Annotated in this window: 14 protein-coding genes and 1 pseudogene; 11 read left to right on the top strand and 4 right to left on the bottom strand. The window is 55.4% G+C overall.

All coding sequences use genetic code 11. The features are described from left to right. Positions 1-167 precede the first annotated feature (167 nt). The 3 genes and pseudogenes from AC1DCM_RS19470 to galU all read left to right on the top strand — a co-directional run bounded on the left by AC1DCM_RS19470 (position 168) and on the right by galU (position 3,870). The gene (locus AC1DCM_RS19470; RefSeq protein ID WP_477519394.1) at positions 168-1,925 is read left to right on the top strand and encodes an O-antigen ligase family protein; all 1,758 of its coding nucleotides are present in this window, start codon (positions 168-170) and stop codon (positions 1,923-1,925) included. A 281-nt stretch (positions 1,926-2,206) separates the two neighbouring features. Next, positions 2,207-2,791 (top strand): hypothetical protein, encoded by a 585-nt coding sequence (locus AC1DCM_RS19475; RefSeq protein ID WP_477519395.1) that lies wholly within the window; start codon positions 2,207-2,209, stop codon positions 2,789-2,791. Between the two features lie 184 nt (positions 2,792-2,975). Next, positions 2,976-3,870, top strand: a pseudogene (gene galU / locus AC1DCM_RS19480) (UTP--glucose-1-phosphate uridylyltransferase GalU). A gap of 14 nt (positions 3,871-3,884) precedes the next feature. Here the strand turns inward: galU and AC1DCM_RS19485 are convergent. From AC1DCM_RS19485 to AC1DCM_RS19500, 4 genes are all read right to left on the bottom strand, one after another. Then, entirely contained in the window at positions 3,885-4,307 is a 423-nt protein-coding gene (locus tag AC1DCM_RS19485) for a VanZ family protein (protein WP_477519396.1), read from the bottom strand. Positions 4,308-4,590: 283 nt separating this feature from the next. Beyond that, the gene (locus AC1DCM_RS19490; protein WP_477519397.1) at positions 4,591-5,205 is read right to left on the bottom strand and encodes an LPXTG cell wall anchor domain-containing protein; all 615 of its coding nucleotides are present in this window, start codon (positions 5,203-5,205) and stop codon (positions 4,591-4,593) included. A 175-nt stretch (positions 5,206-5,380) separates the two neighbouring features. Further along, positions 5,381-7,150 (bottom strand): DUF4012 domain-containing protein, encoded by a 1,770-nt coding sequence (locus tag AC1DCM_RS19495; RefSeq protein ID WP_477519398.1) that lies wholly within the window; start codon positions 7,148-7,150, stop codon positions 5,381-5,383. A 134-nt stretch (positions 7,151-7,284) separates the two neighbouring features. Next, complete coding sequence (locus tag AC1DCM_RS19500) at positions 7,285-8,820, bottom strand: sugar transferase (RefSeq protein WP_477519399.1); 1,536 nt, start codon at positions 8,818-8,820, stop codon at positions 7,285-7,287. A gap of 724 nt (positions 8,821-9,544) precedes the next feature. Between AC1DCM_RS19500 and AC1DCM_RS19505 the strand changes: the two genes are divergently transcribed. The 8 genes from AC1DCM_RS19505 (at position 9,545) to AC1DCM_RS19540 (ending at position 18,084) form a co-directional block, all read left to right on the top strand. Further along, positions 9,545-10,321 carry a glycosyltransferase family 4 protein gene (locus tag AC1DCM_RS19505; protein WP_477519400.1) on the top strand — a complete coding sequence of 259 codons (777 nt, stop codon included), beginning with the start codon at positions 9,545-9,547 and terminating at the stop codon, positions 10,319-10,321. A 7-nt stretch (positions 10,322-10,328) separates the two neighbouring features. After that, positions 10,329-11,378: a prenyltransferase/squalene oxidase repeat-containing protein gene (locus AC1DCM_RS19510; protein WP_477519401.1), complete on the top strand. Its 1,050-nt coding sequence runs from the start codon at positions 10,329-10,331 to the stop codon at positions 11,376-11,378. Further along, a complete protein-coding gene (locus AC1DCM_RS19515) occupies positions 11,378-12,145 on the top strand; it encodes a WecB/TagA/CpsF family glycosyltransferase (RefSeq protein ID WP_477519408.1) in 768 nt (255 codons plus the stop codon). Before AC1DCM_RS19510 ends, AC1DCM_RS19515 begins: the two co-directional genes overlap by 1 nt. A gap of 1 nt (position 12,146) precedes the next feature. Next, on the top strand, positions 12,147-12,569 hold the full coding sequence (locus AC1DCM_RS19520; protein WP_477519402.1) for a serine O-acetyltransferase: 423 nt from the start codon (positions 12,147-12,149) through the stop codon (positions 12,567-12,569). A gap of 13 nt (positions 12,570-12,582) precedes the next feature. Next, positions 12,583-13,944, top strand: a complete 1,362-nt coding sequence (locus tag AC1DCM_RS19525) for a hypothetical protein (protein ID WP_477519403.1) — start codon at positions 12,583-12,585, stop codon at positions 13,942-13,944. Between the two features lie 5 nt (positions 13,945-13,949). Next, entirely contained in the window at positions 13,950-15,170 is a 1,221-nt protein-coding gene (locus AC1DCM_RS19530) for a lipid II flippase MurJ (RefSeq protein WP_477519404.1), read from the top strand. Continuing rightward, positions 15,163-16,383 carry a glycosyltransferase family 4 protein gene (locus AC1DCM_RS19535; RefSeq protein WP_477519405.1) on the top strand — a complete coding sequence of 407 codons (1,221 nt, stop codon included), beginning with the start codon at positions 15,163-15,165 and terminating at the stop codon, positions 16,381-16,383. The genes AC1DCM_RS19530 and AC1DCM_RS19535 overlap by 8 nt, the downstream gene beginning before the upstream one ends. A gap of 294 nt (positions 16,384-16,677) precedes the next feature. Next, positions 16,678-18,084, top strand: coding sequence for a tyrosine-protein kinase domain-containing protein (locus tag AC1DCM_RS19540; protein WP_477519406.1), 1,407 nt, complete (start codon positions 16,678-16,680; stop codon positions 18,082-18,084). Positions 18,085-18,934 lie beyond the last annotated feature (850 nt).

Genomic DNA, 18,934 nt, shown 5'->3' on the forward strand with positions numbered 1-18,934 from the left:
TAGAGAAGAAAACATTGGGGAAGACTGTGGGCAAAAATAAGAGCCAGCTTCGCACCTCCGTTGCAGCCTCCCGGCTTCCTAGGCTGTGTCTCCTGTTCACGGCCCTTTCTATTCTGGCGTTTCAGCCTGGCGGGCTCTTCAGATTCGTCTGGATCAAAATCGCGGTAATGATATTGGCCGTTCTTTTCGGTGTTCTTTCGCCGGCGGGGGCCCGGGTTCCACGATTGTTGAAGATCCTGGTGTTTTGCCTTGGGTTGTGGATCCTGATCGCAATGTCGCTGTCGGGAAGCCCTTGGCCCAGCCTCGTCGGACGGTGGCCCCGGTACGAGGGCCTTCTGACTCTCGGATTGTATTTGGCCATTTTCCTGGTGGGCGCCAAGGTGCTGGGCGGTAGCGGGTCTCTTCCGCAATGGAAGGTCCTGCGCCTGTCGTTGGCCGCCGTTGCCCTTCCCCTTCTTGCCATATCTGCCATGGAATCCCTAGGCCTGCGCCCTTTGGGCGGCGGCCTGGATGACCGCCCGGGTGCAACCTTGGGCAACGCAACGGATCAGGGGCTTATCGGATTCATCATCGTAGGTGTTCTGTCTTCACAGTCTTCCGGTGAAGACGGTTGGCAATTGTGGCTGCGGCGGGCAGGGCTGGCATCCTGTGCCTTCGTTGCCATCCTCTCCGGATCGCGAGCAGCTCTTTTCGGGTTGGCGATGGTTTCCTTGTATGTCGCCATCCTGTGGATGCGAAGCCGAAAATGGTCCGGATTCAGAACTGTGTTGGGGGCCGGAGCGGTTACTGCGGGGTTTGCCCTGGCTGTTTTAATCGTCCCGGCCACGAGGGAACGGCTGCTCACAGCCGGAACCGTGGACGGGCGATTGCTCCTGTGGGATAGAAGCCTGGCCTTGATATCCGACCATCCGCTATCCGGGGTTGGCCCCAGTGGCTTCGTCGACGCTTTGACTGCGTACCTGAATGATGACTGGGCCCAAAGTGTTGGCGATACTTTCCCCACCGACTCTCCGCACAATTGGATCCTGCAAGCTTTGGCCGCGGGCGGCGTTCCCTTGCTTCTACTCGCTCTGACGTGCGGGGGGACCGCTGTGTGGTTGGTCCGAAAGCGTCTAATGGAGGCTCAGGACCCCGATCTCAAGCGGTACTTGGTGATAACGGGCGTTGCCATAGTGGCGTACTGGGTTGCTCTCCTGACGCATTTCACTTCCATCGGCACCACCGCGTTGGTGGCATTGCTGTGCGGCGGTCTGGTGGGGCGGGACAGCGTTCCGGTGGCCTCCACCGTTGTCATACCACCAGCCGTCACATCGATAACGAGGTTCGGCCCCCTGCTTTCGCGCGTCGGAGGGCTCGTGTTTGTATTTGCCTGCCTGGCAGTGGCGATTCCGGCCACTCTTGCGGAGTGGTCAATGAGCTCTGGCGCCCAAGCGGCGCGGACAGGGGATCCTGAAGGTGCCGACAAGGCCTTTCAGCTGTCCCACAGTCTGCGGCCGTGGGACAGCGATACGGCATTGCTCGCGGCCCAGGCCTTTGCCGGACCTGCAACAACGGGGGACCAGCTCTCAGCCCAGCACGCAGTTGAATGGGCGCGCCTGGCGCGCGAGGCTACTCCGCATTCCCAAGAGGCCGGTCTTGCGCTTGCCATCGGATACATCTACAGCGGCGAACTGGGCGACGCAAAGGAACTGCTGGACCAGTTGCTGGCGGAGGCGCCCTCATCGACCAGTCTCTTTGTTCAACGTGGTGTGGCGAATTTCGGACTTGGACGCACCTCCGAGAGCATTGATGACCTTCAAAGGGCAGCCTCACTCGATCCGACGCTGGACACACCTTGGCGCATTCTCTCGGCGATTTACCAGCGTACGGGCGACGCCGGAGCCGCTCAGGCCGCGATGGAACGCGCTGAGGCACTGAGCCCCTGACCGATTAGCCGTCAGATCCGCTCATGGGCTTGTCATTTGCCGCAAGTATGGTGTCAAAAATAGTCGATAAATCGCACGCTGCATGACTTCATGACTGTGCGTCGATCAGATAGACCGTAGGTTAACCCTTTGTAACTACTGTGAAGTAGCCCTGCTGTGAGCAAGCCGTGAATGATATCGTCGTCCCAGGATAGACAGCTGGGATTTCGGAACGCTATTCCATGGGGGATCTGCATCCGCTACATCACATGAATATCGTAATTCGTCTCAGGGGGGACAATTTGAAGAAGTCTATTGCAGCGCTTGCACTCGCAGGAATAATCGCACTGACTGGCACCGCTCCGGCCGTGGCCACCACCTACCCGGCGCCGGGCAACGAGCAGGGCACCGTTTCCGACGGCACCATAGCTGCCGGCGAATCCATCACTTTCGCCGGCACTGGCTACATCCCCGGCGAAACCATCAACGTTTCGTTCCAACGGACCGGCGGCAAGAAGAATTCGGACGGCGAACGGCCCGCTCCGTCCAGCTTCAGCGCTATTGCTGACGGCACCGGCGCTTTCTCCACCTCCATTACCTTCGCGGATAGTGGTAGGTACACCATCAGCGCCGTCGGCGCCACGTCCGGCAACACGCGCTGGGCAGCCATCACTGTTAACGCCGGCAAAGGCGGAGGCAACAACGGGGGCGGCAAGGGGGCTTCCGGATTCACTGGTGCTTCCAGCGTTACAGCCGTGGGCGCAACCGGCCAGGCCAATACCGATGCCGATTCCAGCCTGGTCCTGTGGTCGCTGGTTGGCGGAGGCGCCCTGGCTGCCAGCGCAGCATCGGCAGCGCTGATTCGTCGGGCCAAAGCAAAGGCTTAGGTTTCAGCAAGTAACACGGCTTTACAGGGGCAGGTGCTTCCCAGGAAACCGGAAAGCACCTGCCCTTGCATTGCCCATGAAGTTGAAGCTGCTTCTGAATCAAAAGGTAGACACCCTGAAAGCAATTAACTAATATTCGTATATCAAATTTCGTAACTCCCGCAAGGTTTTATAGAGTTTGCTCATGACTACACGGGGGGAAATTGTGCGCAAAGCTGTAATTCCGGCTGCTGGACTGGGTACGCGTTTCTTGCCCGCCACTAAGGCAATGCCGAAGGAGATGCTGCCGGTTGTGGACGCACCGGCTATCCAGTACGTGGTCGAGGAAGCCGTAAACGCAGGCCTAACTGACGTCCTCATGATCACGGGCCAAAGCAAGCGGGCGCTGGAAGACCATTTCGACAGGACTCCGGCACTTGAACGGTCCTTGGAGCTGAAGGGCGACCAAGCGCGTTTGGACGCGGTCCAGCACGCATCGGCGCTTGGGCCTATCCACTACGTTCGCCAGGGGGAACCAAAAGGCTTGGGCCATGCAGTACTTTGTGCTCGCCAGCATGTGGGTGATGAACCATTTGCGGTTTTGCTGGGAGATGACCTTATCGATGAACGCGACGAACTCCTGACCACAATGATGGAAGTTCAGCAGAAGACTGGCGGCTCGGTCGTCGCTCTGATCGAGGTGGAGCCATCACAGATCAGCGCCTACGGCTGTGCCGACATCTCTTCCATTGACGGTGACGGCTATGTCCGCGTCAATAGCTTGGTTGAGAAGCCCAAAGTGGAAGATGCGCCGTCAAACCTGACAATTATTGGGCGCTATGTCCTCCACCCGGCTGTCTTCGACGTCTTGGAGAACACTGGGCCCGGCCGTGGCGGAGAGATTCAGCTGACTGACGCCCTGCAAACCCCTCGCCGCAGGGGAGGGCGATGGCTCAGGTGTTTATGGCGTAGTCTTTCGCGGCCGCCGCTACGATACAGGCGACAAGCTCAGCTACCTGAAGGCCGTGATCACTCTGGCCTCCGAGCGCCCTGAATTCGGCGAGGATCTGAAGACGTGGATGAAGGGCTTCATCGGTTAGGAATTGCCTTGGGACTAGGTGAACTTTACTGGCCGAGTCCGGGCCATCAACCGCACTGCTGCGATGCCAATGACAGTCCCAAGCGTGTTCATGACAACATCAACTACGCTTGAAAAGCGAGCTGTAATGAACAGTAATTGCCCAAGCTCCATGCAGGTGGAAACTATGATTCCAAACCCAGCGATGAACCACCAGGTTCGCTTTGGCAAGGCCATAGCGGCAAGGATTCCGAGGGGAATGAACATGACTACGTTCGCCGAGGATTCCACTACCTGGTAGTTGAACCAGGACGGTACGCCATGCCCGTGGAGGAACTTCAGCAACGTCCCGAGTGTTCCTTGGATGGGTTGGTCTACTGGAGATGGCCAAAAACCAACAACAGCTAAGCCCCCCAAATAGGCGACTAACGCTATTCGAGAGGGGAGTGTATTTTTCAATTGGACCTCAGGAAGTTCGGATTAGTGCCCAAGCGCTGACGCTCGCGGCGGCAACTGCCAGCAGTGCCAGGAGAACATATTGGGGAAATTCCTGCGGCAGTGCCGGTATCCGGTATGCAGGCAAACGTAGCTCGAAATGCCACCGTCGCCTACGCCAATGTCGCCCCATGATCATATGAATACCACAGAAGGTCTCGGATCAGGAACGCGAAAAAAGAAAAGGGTGGCTTGTCGACGAAACAATCTTCGTCGACAAGCCATCCTGGGTTAGAAGCGTGGTGCCTTAGGCAGCAGCCTCAGTGTTCTTGGCGCGGCGGCGGGCGACCACCACGGATGCGGTACCGGCGGCAAGCGCGCCTGCGCCCACGATGGACCACAGGATCAGGCTGGAGTCAGCGCCAGTGTTTGCGAGGGGAACGCCGCCAGTGTTGGCCAGACCCGTTCCGGTGCCGGAGTTGCCGCCCGTGTTGGAAAGGGCGGTGCCTCCGACTACCACGGTGACGGGACCAACCGTGTGGCCCGACGTGTTGCCAGTAGCAGTCAGGGCGTATGCCCCAGGAGTGTCGATTGCAACAGGAGCTGCGAAGGCTCCGTTTGCGTCAGCTACAGCACCCAGTGTTGAGGGCGCCAGCGGAATGCGGCCTGAGACGGAAAGGCTGCCGGCGGAAACGCTACCGCCGCTAGCTGCCGGAGTGCCTGTCGGCGTGACGGTGATGGTAATGCCTTCACCGGGAGTAAAACCTGTGCCGCTAAAAGTAAATGCTTCGCCCGGTGCCACCGATGCGTCGGAAACTGCAACGCCAGAGTTCGGTGCTGGGTAGTTGGTTGCGACGGCTGGAACTGCGCCGACAAGTGCGATGGAGCCTGCGAGCGTAAGCGCTGCAAGAGATTTCTTCATGTGTGTCCCCCTGAGACCCGATTTGGTTACCACGTGTGTGATGGAGATTTCCGAGGCCCTGAGCGACCCTTAGGCGAAATCTCATGTGTTGCCCAGATAGAACTTACCATTTCAGCGCTAGTCACAGCAAAGAAAATCCAAACCCGTTACAAAAGATTAACGAACTCAGCTTGTTCTATTCACAAGGGGTCATTTGTGCTGCAAGAACCACATCCTTGGCCGGTTGGGTTGTGGGCGTGACAACTATTGCAGGATCGGCGTGCTGGACGATGTGACCGAAATTGAAGTCAACGGTGGTGCTCTGTCCTGGGGCGACTCGCTCGGTGGTTGTTCCAACAGCCCTCTGATCGTGGCGCTGCGCTGCGAACGGGATTTTTTCGCCGTCTTTGACAACCGTGTCAATATTAGACTGAGCCGGACCATAGGCAACGACGTTCGTTTGCACGGATCCGGCCGGGACGCCGTACAACCCACCGCCGGTGACATATGCCGGCAGAGAGCTCGCAGCGTCTGTTGGGGCCATGTTGGTACTAGTCACGCGGACAGTGACTTCACGGTAGCCACTCCGGGAGCAGTCTTTGACCACTTGCACAGTTCGCTTCATCCAGTAGTCCATTTTTGCGCCGGTGCCGTCGTTAAAGTAGACACCAAACTCAGCTGGTGATACAGAGGAGCCCGAGACTTTGCCACTGAGTGGGTACCGCCCAATCGTGTCCTCTTCTTCGGCGGCGCTGGACCATAAGAGTATCCTCCGCTCCTCTACGCCCCTCGAAATCGCTTCTATCAGTTTTTTCGGATCAGCAGCATCGGACGAAAGGGCATCAAATATCTCCTTGGCCGCCCCTGCAAAGTAGACGTCTTGAAGACCGCTCTCAGTGATTTTCCCGTAGGCGTCTGACAACAACGTTCTTACAACATTTTCGCCCGAGAGTTCATTGGGTAGACCACTCCCTATTTGTCTGGTAACTGGATCTGTGATTGTGACCGGCCCGGTGGCTTCTAGGATAAAGCTGAGTGCTATGGGATCTACGGAGAGGACCCCATCCAATCGTTCTCCTGTGCGTTCCTTCCACATTGCCTGCGCGGTTTTGGCGCTCGTCGGAAAATCGGGTGTTAGATTGACGTCCTGCATGAACTTGCCTAGTCGGGGAGAGTATATGGCTACCTGTTCTGGATCTGTTGACAGGGGGGGTGTGAAGACGCCTAAGGCGCCGGCGCTGCTCTGCGATTCCAGATTCAACCTACCCTTATCGACAGTAAGAACGGCTAGAGCGCCTGGAATGCCTCCGGTCGCTCGGGACTCGGCGTTGTTCTGCATTAGTAACAGATATCGGCGTGGGATCTGCGCACCGAGCATACTAGGAGCGATCTTTGCCGCGTCGGAAGCAGTGTCTAGGGTTCTTGTCAGCGAACGGAGTTCCGCTCGTGCCTGCTGAAGGGGTTCGGCGATTTGTGGCAAAAGGCTGCCAGCATCCAGCCTTTCGAGTCTTTCAGTAGAGACTTCGACGGCTTGCGCCGCCGATGAGACCGCCGGCCCGGCATTCTGCAGAGCCCCGAGATCAACACCTGCACTGCCGGGAATTAGCTTGTCCCAACCTAAGGTGCTGTAGAGATCAACCAGCGGGGCGATCCCGAGAGATACGACTTCGTCGGCTGACTGGACGATTTCTGAAGTAGCCGAAAAGTTTTTACCCAACCATGGAAGTGCAGAAGCAACAGACCAAAGCGGGTCAGAAGCGGCATCTCGGGCGTTGCCTGTGTGCTCCCTAAGCTGGTCCATAATGGCGGAAACGTCGTCGGTTCGATGTTCGATAACGCTTGCTTTTAGTTCAGGTATCAGATGGGTAGCTGCTTGCAGTTCCGTATTTATCGAAGAAGCCCTGACACTTAGCCAAATCGCCGCGCCTCCCGCTATGAGCCCTAGAACAAGAATGGCCGTGAGCATGCGGGCACGACGTTTCGTAGCGCGGGTTTGTAATGCCGGTTCTTGCCGAGCGGCATCAATGCCTGTATGGACTGCACTGGATCGAGTTCGTGACCTTTTGGGGGGAACTTTTGAAGTCATGGAATGAGTCCCGTCTAGTAAGCACCGCTGCTGCCGAACACCGCGCGCACAGTGCGAAGCAAGATTACAAGGTCTCCTATCAACGACCAGTTCTCTACGTAATAGAGGTCTAGTCGAACGGAGTCCTGCCACGACAAATTAGATCGGCCGCTGACCTGCCAAAGACCTGTCACGCCGGGTTTGACAAGCAGTCTCCGGCGAACATCCTGTTCATATTTTGCTACTTCGCTGGGTAGCGGAGGCCGGGGTCCAACGAGACTCATTGTTCCCCCCAATACGTTGAATAGCTGGGGCAATTCGTCCAAGCTGTATCGGCGTAGAATACGTCCGAGTCGGGTGACGCGAGGATCGTTTCTCATCTTGAACAACACACCGTTTCCTTCACTGCGTTCGACCAAGTCAGGCAGTTGCACTTCTGCGTTGTGAACCATGGATCGGAACTTGAGCATTTCAAAGCTATTGCCTCTGACTCCGACTCTCTCCTGACGGAACAGGGAAGGACCCCGACTGTCAAGTCTGACAAGGAGGGCTAGAAAGGCAAGCAGGGGGCTCAGTATTGCGATCAGTGTTGTTGAAACCAGCACATCGAAGAGCCTCTTGGCGATCCGCTGTCCAGCTTCAAGTGACGGCGTCGTGACGTGGATGAGCGGGAGGCCAGCGACCTGTTGAGTGTGAATGCGAGGACCAGCGATATCGGTGAGTGCAGGTGCCATGATCAGCCCTATGTTCCTGTTTGCCAGCTCCCAGCCAAGGTGACGAATGACTTGCGGATGGAGCTGAACGCCCGCCGAAATTGCTACGGTATCTGCATCGCAGCCGGTTACCGCTTGAAGAATGGACACCGTGTCCGAGTCATGCCCGAGGACAGGAAGCCCGGACTCTTGGGAGACTGAGGTAAGGTCTGGCACACCTGGCGTGTACGCGGCGACTGGAAGGTAGCCAGCATGCCTAACGCGATGGAGAGATGAACTTAAATGTGCTACTGCGCTCGGACCTCCTAGGATCAGGAGACGTGACATGCACTGGCCTCTTCTTCGAGCCACACTCAGATGTTGACGGAGAACCCACCGGGCCGAAAGAATCCCTGCTAGTCCAACTGGCAGGGCAATACCGACATAGCCCCGCGCTGTCTCTATACGAAACACATATGAAAAGATAGCTATGAGACCAAAAAGCCATAGAGACGCAGCAGCCACCCGTTTGTACTCGTCAGGCCCGGCGCCAAGGATTCGACTTTGGCGGCTACTCCAGGCGCCCAGCATCAACCACCAAGCAATACCCAGCGCAACTGAAAACCACGCGTAGTTTGTATCTTGCGTCAGCGCGAAGCCGTCTGGGTCCAGTCCGAACCGAATTACGTACGCGCCGGTTACCGCCCAAGTGATCACGAACGCGTCCACGACACCCAATAGGCGTGACACGCGTGACCGCCAATTTGACTCCGTCCCCAATTTTCTTCCCCATGACTTAGATGAATCGGGCACGCAGCCCCTGCGTAGCCTACAGGACACCTCGTTTGGACCGGCAAGTGTGTGGTTCGTATCAGGCATGCCCGGTGGCGCTTTGGATGGTCTGTCCGTGCTCTAAACTTACGACTGGACGGACTGGGTACTTGCGATAGGGAATCCGAATGTTTAGAGTCGTGCGCACTCCCGAGAGTCGCTAGCACGAGATTCCGCCGGGGCGTCCTTTAGGCCGCATCGAAGGATCCTTGAGAGTTCTCAGGCGATTTCGTTATGTGCATGACTGCGGACGGCTCTACGAACTGTCGTAACCATCCACTGATAGCTTGTATGAAGTGGACGTAGGCGTTTGTTGCGTCTGAAATTCACGTCTACGTTCATTGATGGATAGCTCGTCGAAACTCGGTGAGATAGAAGTAGTGGGAGCCAGAAACAGGTAATCTATGCAGAGTCATCACTTGACAAAATTCATCTTGCTACCTCTACATCGACGGACCGATTCGTGAACAGAGGATATATAGGCGCAAACGACGATGCTGCCGCAGCAGTTATAAGGGTCCTCGTGCTTGGTCCTTTCCCTGGAACTTCCGGGGGCATCGGTACGATGATGACCCATCTGTCGGGCACAGAGTCAAAGCGTTCGAGACTCACTTTTCTTGATCCCGGATCAACTGGGAAATGGCGGGGCTGGTCCTTCATCCGGGCGATAGCATGGATCCTAGCTCAACGAGGAACCTATGATGCTGCCCATATCAACCTCTCGTCGAGAGGCAGCTGTTATCGCAAAATAATTCTCTCGTGGGCGCTCCGGGTGACCAGAAAGCCTTACCTCGTGCATCTTCATGGTTCGGAGTTCCGGGAATTCTACGACAAATCTTCCAAGTCCGTACAGGTTCTTTGCCGAAAGATGATGACTCAAGCGGCCCGCGTCTTGGTATTAGGTCACGATTGGAAGCAATTCGTTGTTCGCACCCTCGAATGCGATCAGGAGGTTTCCGTCATATTGCCAAACGCTGTTCCTGGCCCCGCGGCATTACCGAATCGGAGTGGGCTGGAAAGCAACATACTGTTCACCGGCCGCTTGGGCAAACGCAAGGGTGTTCCTGAATTGCTGGATGCGGTCCGTGGTATGCCAGCAAAGCCGAGTTGGTCGTTGACCCTGGCCGGCGATGTTGTCGATGATGAATTGCTGGCGATGCTGCGGGACGTACCTCCCGCCGTGAAGACCGTGGGTTGGTTGTCTCAGATTGAACTGCAGGACGTGCTTAAGGCAAGTTCTATATTTGTGTTGCCTTCTCACGCAGAAGGGCTTCCTCTTTCGCTCCTGGATGCAATGGCGTGGGGCCTAGCCCCCATCGTCACCGACGTAGGGTCAATATCTGATGTAGTAACTGACGGCGAAAATGCAGTTCTCGTGGAGGTTGGAAACCCGACTTCCATCCGCGCCGCCCTACTTACCCTCATTTCTGATCCCGCATTAACAAAGAGGATCGGAACCGCTGCCCGCCTCAAATGGGAGTCTGGCTACTCCATGACTGCCTATCGTGACCGTCTAGACGACGTTTACGAAGCTTGCTTGAAAGGATAAGACCTCCATGAACCAGACGGGAATGATTCCGCACCGAGCTGCCGCAGAGAAAGCGCTCTGTTACGCAGCTTCCCGAGACTTTTCGGGAAGGGACCCATATGACGGACTTCTCTCTCCGGTTGCGCGTGTGTTGCCCTCGCGGATCACCCGTCAGGTGTGGGTTCAGCTTATTAAGCGACAAGGGGAGCTCACTCGTCAGATCCTCGGAATACCCAACGTGCGAATGAGCAAGTCGCTGGCGTTATTTTCAATGGCGGCAGCGAATCTCGGCGAATATGAGCTAGCTCACAAGCTCGCCGATGATTTGCTTCTATCGGCGAGGGGCGGGCCTTGGGGCTACGAGTTCGACGTTCAGACTCGATGGGCGCACTACCCTGCGGGTTCACCAAATGTCATAGCGACTTCGTTTGCTATACGTGCCCTTTGTTCTCTGAATCGCGTCCATGAAGTTTCAGATGCGACAAAGAAGTGGCTTCTATCCCTCCGCAGGGGGGATGGCTACTTTGCCTATACGGAAATGTCCGATCGCCTGATTCACAATGGTAATCTTCTAGCGGCGGAGTCTGTCATGCGACTGGCGGGGGATACCTCCGATGTACGGGCAGCAGTCGAGGTAACTGTGAACGCGCAACGGCCAGATGGTTCCTGGTCTTACGGACTTGGAAAAGATCTTGGCTGGGTAGATAACTTTCACACCGCATATGTTCTCGAGAGCTTGAACTATTTGCAAACGCAAGAGCTTGTAGGTAGCGATGTTATTCAACTTGGCATCGATTACTGGCTGGAAAACCTTTTTCTCCCTTCGGGTGAGCCTCTCTACTTTGCCTCAAGTCAGGCCGCCTCAAGTGACATCCATAACGTGGCGACTGCAGTCAGCGCGTTAGCGTCGCTCGGGATCAGCGCGGAGCGTATCGGCAATCGATATGAGGCTGTGTCGATGTTGAGGAAATTCCAAGGTGTAGACGGGGCGTTTAGAAACCGGCCGAGTGGACCGGTTTTCATGCGTTGGAACCAAGCTCACGCAGCTCATGCGCTAACGAAATGGATCAACCGTTGATGGAAAATCCTCACCAGGGCCTACCCTCCCGTGCCAACTTTCTCGGCCTTCACATCGACCGTCTAACCATGGCGGAGTCAGTTGAGAGGGCAATCACGCTAATCAAGAGTGGCGGAACACACCAACATGTCGTTGTAAATGCTGCAAAGGTGGTTTCGGCGCAGAATGACGAAACTTTGCGCGCTGCAATCAACGCCTGTTCTATGGTAAACGCAGACGGTCAGGCAGTGGTTTGGGCCAGTAAGATCCTAGAGGATCCATTGCCTGAACGCGTGGCCGGAATTGACTTTATGAATGCCTTAGTCGACGCTTCGGCACAATGGGACTTCTCCATATATCTCCTCGGTGCGAAAGCTGACGTTGTCTCTCGTGTTTCCGCCGAATTCACCAGACGGGGAGCCAACATTGTCGGCTTCCATGACGGTTACTGGCGCTCCCATATGTCTGATTCGGACTTAGTTCGAGGGATAAAGGCCAGTGGTGCCAATGTTATATTCGTCGCAATTCCGTCGCCAAATAAGGAAATTTTTCTGTCCAGCAATCTTCCGGAACTCGGCGTTAACCTCGCCGTCGGTGTTGGAGGATCCTTTGACGTCGTTGCTGGTGTTTCTAAGCGTGCTCCTCTCATGATGCAGAGACTCGGATTGGAGTGGTTCTTCCGCCTCCTGCAGGAGCCGCGACGAATGTTCAAAAGATACATGATTGGTAATCTCCAATTCATTACGATTGTGTCTCGCGCGTACTGGGATCGAAGAAGAGCGAACTGAAATGTCATTGTTTTTTTATAGAGTAGGAAATTTCCTACACAGGAACAGCGTGCCGTTCCTGCCCAAGATCATGACTGTTGTTGGCCAGGTAATTCTTGGTTCATATATTCCGGCAAGCTGCCAAATTGGAGCTGATTGTAAAGTCGCATACGGCGGTTCCGGGATCGTCATTCATCCGCGCGTTGTCATAGGAGACAATTGTATACTGTCTCCAGGTGTTGTAATCGGTGGTCGAGGCGGCCACTATCCCGTTCCTAAAATCGGCAACAATGTCAGAATATTCCCTGGCGCAAAGATACTGGGGCCAATCACGATAGGTGATGGATCGACCGTCGGAGCTAATGCCGTAGTCGTCGACGACATGAAGGTAGGGGAGGTTGCTGTGGCAGCCAAAGCCCTGAGACTTGCACGTGACGACATCTAGTATCTCAGCAAAGATGGCTATCGCTGCACGGGGGCGGTTTGCGCCGGTGGGCATGGGTTCGAATTCTTCATCCGTATTGTTGATGATCGCGCTCCTGGCTGCTGCAATGAGTATTGCCCTCGGAGCACTCGCGGGATTTCGGCCGTCCCTAGCGTTGGCAGCCATTGCCGGCGCGGTGCTTGTGTTTGTGCTTGTCCGATTAGGGCGCGACGCGTCGCTCATTTGGCTGCTCGTCATTCCTTGGCAGTTCTTGCCTGGAGTCAGCGCTAACATACTCCTGAACCCTTGGCTTTGGGCTGCACTGATGCGGTTAGCAACCGCTCGACGTGTTGACATTGCTAGCTCATCAAAACTTGCGACTACAGCCGTGTTTTTGTTGCCGGCGAGCTATCTTCTTTCCGGTGTTTTTTTTGGAGTCGCCGAACCTAGCTTAATGACGTGGATATTTAGTTATCTTCCCCTTGCCATGTCATTAACGCTAGTACCCCCGAATGCTGACTTGGTTCGCCGGCACATGTTTTACCTGGGGGTTCTAATGGCGGTGCTCGTGATCATTGAGGCGATCACGGGCTTCTCGTCCAATCAGCTGATCCAGTCAAATATTTCTGTCCAGGAGTATATGCGCAGCGGTAGGTCTTTGGGAATAACTGGAAATCCATTGTTTACCAGCTCGGTACTAATGGTTGCCTTCTTCCTGCCTCCGAAGACAAATATGCACAGCATGATTGGTCGCCTCTTGATTGTCTTGGCAATTGTCCTGACCGGATCCAAGAGTGCAATTATTGGACTAGTGTTGGGCGCCTTGCTATTTGCTGTATCGGGAGGACTCAGGCAGTTGGCGATGACCACTGGTGTCATTATTGGAGTCTTAGTCGGGCTGCAAACAGCTGCCGATCACGCATTCGGTGGCATTTTTCGTCGTTTTGCGGTCTTCAGCGATTTACGAAATTCCGATCCTGATCGCGCCTTTACCACCGATTTTGTTTGGAACTGGATCGGGCTCCATCCTGCTGGCGGAAATCCTATCGGATCGGCCCTTATCGACAAACGAATGCTCAGTCCAGTTGCTGGAGGCTCCCGCTTCGGTATCGAGTCGACCTGGTTAGCAATGGCTGCTGATTGTGGTGCAATAATGATCGGACTTTCATTACTTCTTGTCGGAGCTTATACGATTAGGCACAGGTTCAGCGCGACCGTTCAAGCTCTGTTTGCGCTAGTCGTAAGTCTGTTCTTCTGGAACGGACTATTTGGAGCATGGATAATAACCCCACTGTTTCTGCTACTGGTTCTTTCACCGCCGGAATCACCGCTAGGCTCAGGAGGCCTCGTGCCCGATACCGAAAATAGTCCCAGCGGGAGAGCTCTGCGCCTGTGAGCGGTATGCGTACAGTCTTCATCGGGGGAGCTGCGCTTGCCATTGGGCGTGCTTTCTCCGCAGCTAGAGAGCTGTGGCTGGCACATGAGCTTGGACCGACAGATCAATTGTCGGAATATGTGATGGCCTCCACTGTATTCCTAGCTCTCGGGGGCCTGCTCTCTGGGGTTGCATCTGCATTGATGATCCGCGATGGCGGACGGGGTAAACACGTGATGCCCGTCGTTTTGTTGGCGTCCACTATTTGTCTCGGCGCCTCGGCATTATATATCCTGTTTTTCAATACACATCAAAAGGACCCTCTAAGCGTTTTTTGTCTCGCTTCGATGTTGCCATTGTTTGCAGCCTATGGTGTCGCGAACGGTCGGCTGATTCGGGAAGGCCGCGTGGCAGTTGGGATGGTCGCTGCGGCTCTGCAGCCAGTTGTTGCCATGTTTGTTATAGCACTTCCTTGGCCACAACTAACTCAAGGTGCTTCGTGCGGTAATCTCGCCGGTGCCATCCTGATGGCAGCGATTGTCTTCCATTTCGCATTCCGTACGGGCCCTAGGCCGCATTTTGGAATCCGACGCAGTACTCTAATTGACGGTATCGCGATCGTTGCGGTTTCTGGTGCAAACATTGCGTCGCCGATTATTGATCGACTCTTCGCGTCAGGCCTTGGTAATTCGAGTTTGGTTCTGCTGAATCTGAGTACAATCGCCTTTTCTGCAATCACTGGAACTTTGGGTTTGGCTTTGGGCAACGCCGCGGTCGCCCGCTCATTTACGTCGACTTCTCGAGCGGGAATCAAGTTCCCCCTTGTTTTGGGTATCTTGTGTGCAGCTGGTCTTGCGATTTCTGCTCTGCCGGCTAGTTGGTACATCGATATGAGAGGCGATTATGACAATGGAAGCGGCGCCTCCATTGCCAAACTTTTGGTAATTTTTGCCCTTGCTCTACCCGTTGCTTTGCTAAACCAAGTGTGGATTCGCGTCTGGAACAGACGGGCAAGTGTACGTGAAATGCTCTTTCTTGCATGTCTCCTTCTTGGAGTGAACTTGATTGGAAACTTTGGATTCGTTGCTTTCTTTGGCGTCGCTGGTATTGCTGTTTCAACTGTCGTCACCCAGCTAGTTCAATGCCTTTATCTAGGCAGGAAGTGGAATCAAACAGCGCATGCGATCGCGCTGGTCACTAGTACGCTCGTGTTAGGACTTTTAGTGGGAGGAGTGGCCGGTGCCTAGATTTAATTTTTTTAGTGATGCATTCTATCCTGATTGGACTGGAGGATTGCAACGCTACGCCACCGAGCTGGCTGTTGAAGCCGGTAAGCAGGGGCACGAGGGCGCATTGTGGACTCGTGAATGGCGCCGTGCCGGTTTACAAGAAGTGTTCGCCGAGGTAGGGGCTGCATTTAGCGTTCACGATGTCACGCACAGAGTGCCAAGCCGACTTCGTGGCGCAGCTCTTTTGATCTGTGGCATTCTTTCCTTCGGGCGAGTCAAACTCAAAGCAGATTATGCCATATTTCATACAGCCGTTATAGGTGCTGCTTTTATGCCCAGGAGAAGTAGAAAGCCGCAAATCTACGTATTTCATGCAAGCGCAGCACATGAGCTACTTGTCGAGGCAGCATCTCGAGGCAGCGTGTCAGCAGTGACGAGGATCAAGGCAGAAACACTCTTCTACCTGGAGCGTAGGTGTATTACTTCCGCTGACGCAGTAGTTGTTCTTAGCGAGTTTTCTCGGGGTTTGCTAAGAGATTTGCATCCCAGACACTCGCCGCGACGCTTGGTCATGATTCCTGGGGGCACGAGAATCCCTGAAGTGGCATCCCTACCAGCGCGACACACCTCGTCTGAAGGCCGTCGGCGGATTGTTGTTTTACGCAGATTGGAGTGGCGGATGGGGATCGACATCCTTCTCCAAGCTTTCGCGGCCTCGTCCGCTAGGCAGGAAGGGTGGATCTTGGATATCGTCGGTACCGGTTCGCAGCTGACGGCACTACGTACGCAGGCAGACGAGCTCGGTTTGGGCGAAAGTACTGTTTTCCACGGTCGTGTTTCGGAGGAGAAGAGGGCAAGCCTGTTGGACGACGCATCGCTGTCGGTTTTGCCAACGCGTGCGCTTGAGGGGTTTGGGCTGGCGACGGTCGAGGCGATGGCCCGTGGCGTTGTACCAGTTGTTACCTCCGCAGGGGCTTCCCCTGAACTTGTCAGGGAGCTTTCGTCGCGGCTCATCTGTGAGCCAACCCCAGAGAGTTTGCGTGATGCCATCGATTACTGGGCGGTTGAATGCTCGCCAACGAGGCTGGCTGAATTAGGCGAGGCGTGTCGGCTTCGGGCACGGGCATATGGTTGGGAACCTGTTTTCCATGCCTATGAGGCACTGCTGAAGGATCTTTCACAGGCTGCCAATCTTGGGCCTGATGATGGTTTGACGAAGATGTTTGGTTGAACGAGAGACACACTTGGGATTGCTGGGCGGAGACGGTAGAGGTCCACATGCATTTTTTCTGGCCTTGGAGCGAGGATGCTTGGGTGAAGGACATTCAATCCTGGCTGAAACAGCTTGGTCTGTCTCGGGAATCAGTGCGTCACATGAACGCACTCAGGTCCGGCGTTACACCGGTCCCTTGGCGACATCTAGGTCCAAGTTGCAGCACTTCGCAAGTAGAATTATGGACAAGAAACCAGAATCCTTGGGCGTAGGCCTTAGGTTGCCGGCCGCGATTGACTCAGGGGGATCCCGTTGGACTTGCGTGACTATTTACACATCTTTCGCCGGAGTTGGATTTTGATCAGCGCCGTGACGCTATTGGGGATTGTAGCCGGTGGCGGCGTTGCCGTTCTGAGCACGCCAACTTATACGTCAGAAACCCAACTCTTTGTAGCGATCCAGAGTTCTGGATCGGTGCAGGAATTGCAGCAGGGAAACACCTTTGGACAGGCTCGCGTCCAGTCATACGTTAAGACAGTGAATTCGCCTGTAGTTCTTCAACCAGCTATTGATGCGTTGGGTCTGAATATCACTTCCGAGGAGCTGTCTCGAAATGTTACAGCGACGACCGACCTTAACACCGTTTTAATAACGATTGCTGTCGAGGACAGCTCGCCGATACAGGCTGCAGCGATCGCGGAGGCTATCGCAAACAGTCTAGTCAAAGCCGTTGACACCTTGGAAAAACCAAAGGGGGGCGGTACATCTCCTGTGAACCTTTCGATCATAATGCCAGCAACAGCACCAGCCGAACCTTCAGCTCCGAATACGAAGTTAAGCCTTCTGGTTGGCCTCGTGGGTGGTCTAGCGGTGGGAATAGGCGCAGCCGTATTGCGCTCAACGATGGATAATCGCATCCGGGGAGAAGCTGACGTTCGCCGTATAACCAATGCGCCGCTTCTGGGCGGCATTGCGTTTGACCAAGATGCCGCTAAAAAACCGTTGCTTACTCAGGCAGCTCCTCAGAGTCCTAGGGCGGAGTCATTCCGCCAGCTGCGCACAAACCTTCAGTTCGCTAATGTGACGGGCCAAGCTCGCTCAGTCCTTGTGACCTCGTCTCTTCCCGGTGAGGGGAAGAGCACAACAGCCACGAACTTGGCAATTGCATTGGCCCAGGCTGGCCAGACGGTCTGCCTTGTCGACGCGGATCTCCGGAGACCAATGGTGAACGACTATCTGGCCCTGGATCGAAACGCAGGGCTGACGACTGCTCTCGTAGGTGCAGCAGACGTTAACGATCTGCTTCAGCACTGGGGTGACGATAATCTATATGTTCTGACTTCTGGGCAGATTCCGCCCAATCCAAGCGAACTGTTGGGATCCACTGAAATGAAGAACCTCATAGATCGCCTGGAGCAGACATTTGACACTGTCATTGTGGATGCGCCACCGCTCCTACCGGTCACGGACGCAGCCGTTCTTTCACAGAACGTTGGTGGCGTCGTCGTGGTCGTTGGGTCGCAAAAGTTGCGTCAGCAGGACTTGGAAAAGTCTTTGAGTGCTCTTGAGATGGTTAGTTCTAATATCTTGGGCATTGTGCTTAATAGGTTGCCAATCAAGGGTCCGGACGCATATTCGTACACCTACTACAGCCAGTCTGGCGGTTTAGGTGGAGTGCCAGCGATAGCTGCTTCTTCCGCAAAACGCCGCCGGTCGTGACCTAGGATTGGTACAGAATGATTATGCTGCCATGACGGGTGTTCTGGCGGGTGCAACACTCAATGGTCCAGCGAGCAGCCAGCCTCCGATGCCTCGCGGTCGCGGCCGACCAGGACCCTCACAAGCTGGCAAGTCGAGATGACAATGGTGGCCATCCACGGTTCGTAGCCTTGCGAAGCATCGACGGCCGGTTCGAGCAGGAACCAAATTTTCCGAGAGGGGTGTTCATCAAATACCCGGCCTCCCCCGGGGAAAGTGCATCGGTGTGAGGCACAGTTAGCTGTGAAATCCAAGAAGGCTGCTCCAGCCACCACAAGACGCCGAACGAGGAAGGCGCTGCTGCGGGGCACCTCGGCCGTAGTACTTCGGCCGCCAGGGTGTCACCTAGTCAGTGTGCGGACCGTGCCCGCCGTGGGACCTCGGTGGAGGTCTTGTGTGGCACAGGTACTGATTACAGTGGAACCGGCGCTGGGCCTCGACCAAGCCAATCGGTTCGGCAACCAGGGCCCCAACGGTGGCCTAGGCACCGACCAGAGGCTATTCGACGTTGGGGATCTCGGTGCGGGCCACGCGATAAGCGGGCCAATGAAACGTCGTTCGCAGCAGCGGGCTGCGGAAGGTTGGCACCGAACAAGACTCATGGCTCCTGACTCTTGATCAAGGCTTAGAGAACATCCTCGCACCAGGGCCACGAGCCCTTCAGCTTTAAGGCATCGGACCTGACTTGGCTCACGGCTCGCGGCTTCGGGGTGGGTCGAGGCTCTGACCTGCGGTGATGTTGGCGGAATGCTGCTTTTTCACGCACTAAGGGGTTTTGTTCTAGTGTCACCGGTGTGGTGTTCATCAGGAG

The organism is Paenarthrobacter sp. 10N417, assembly GCF_056394745.1.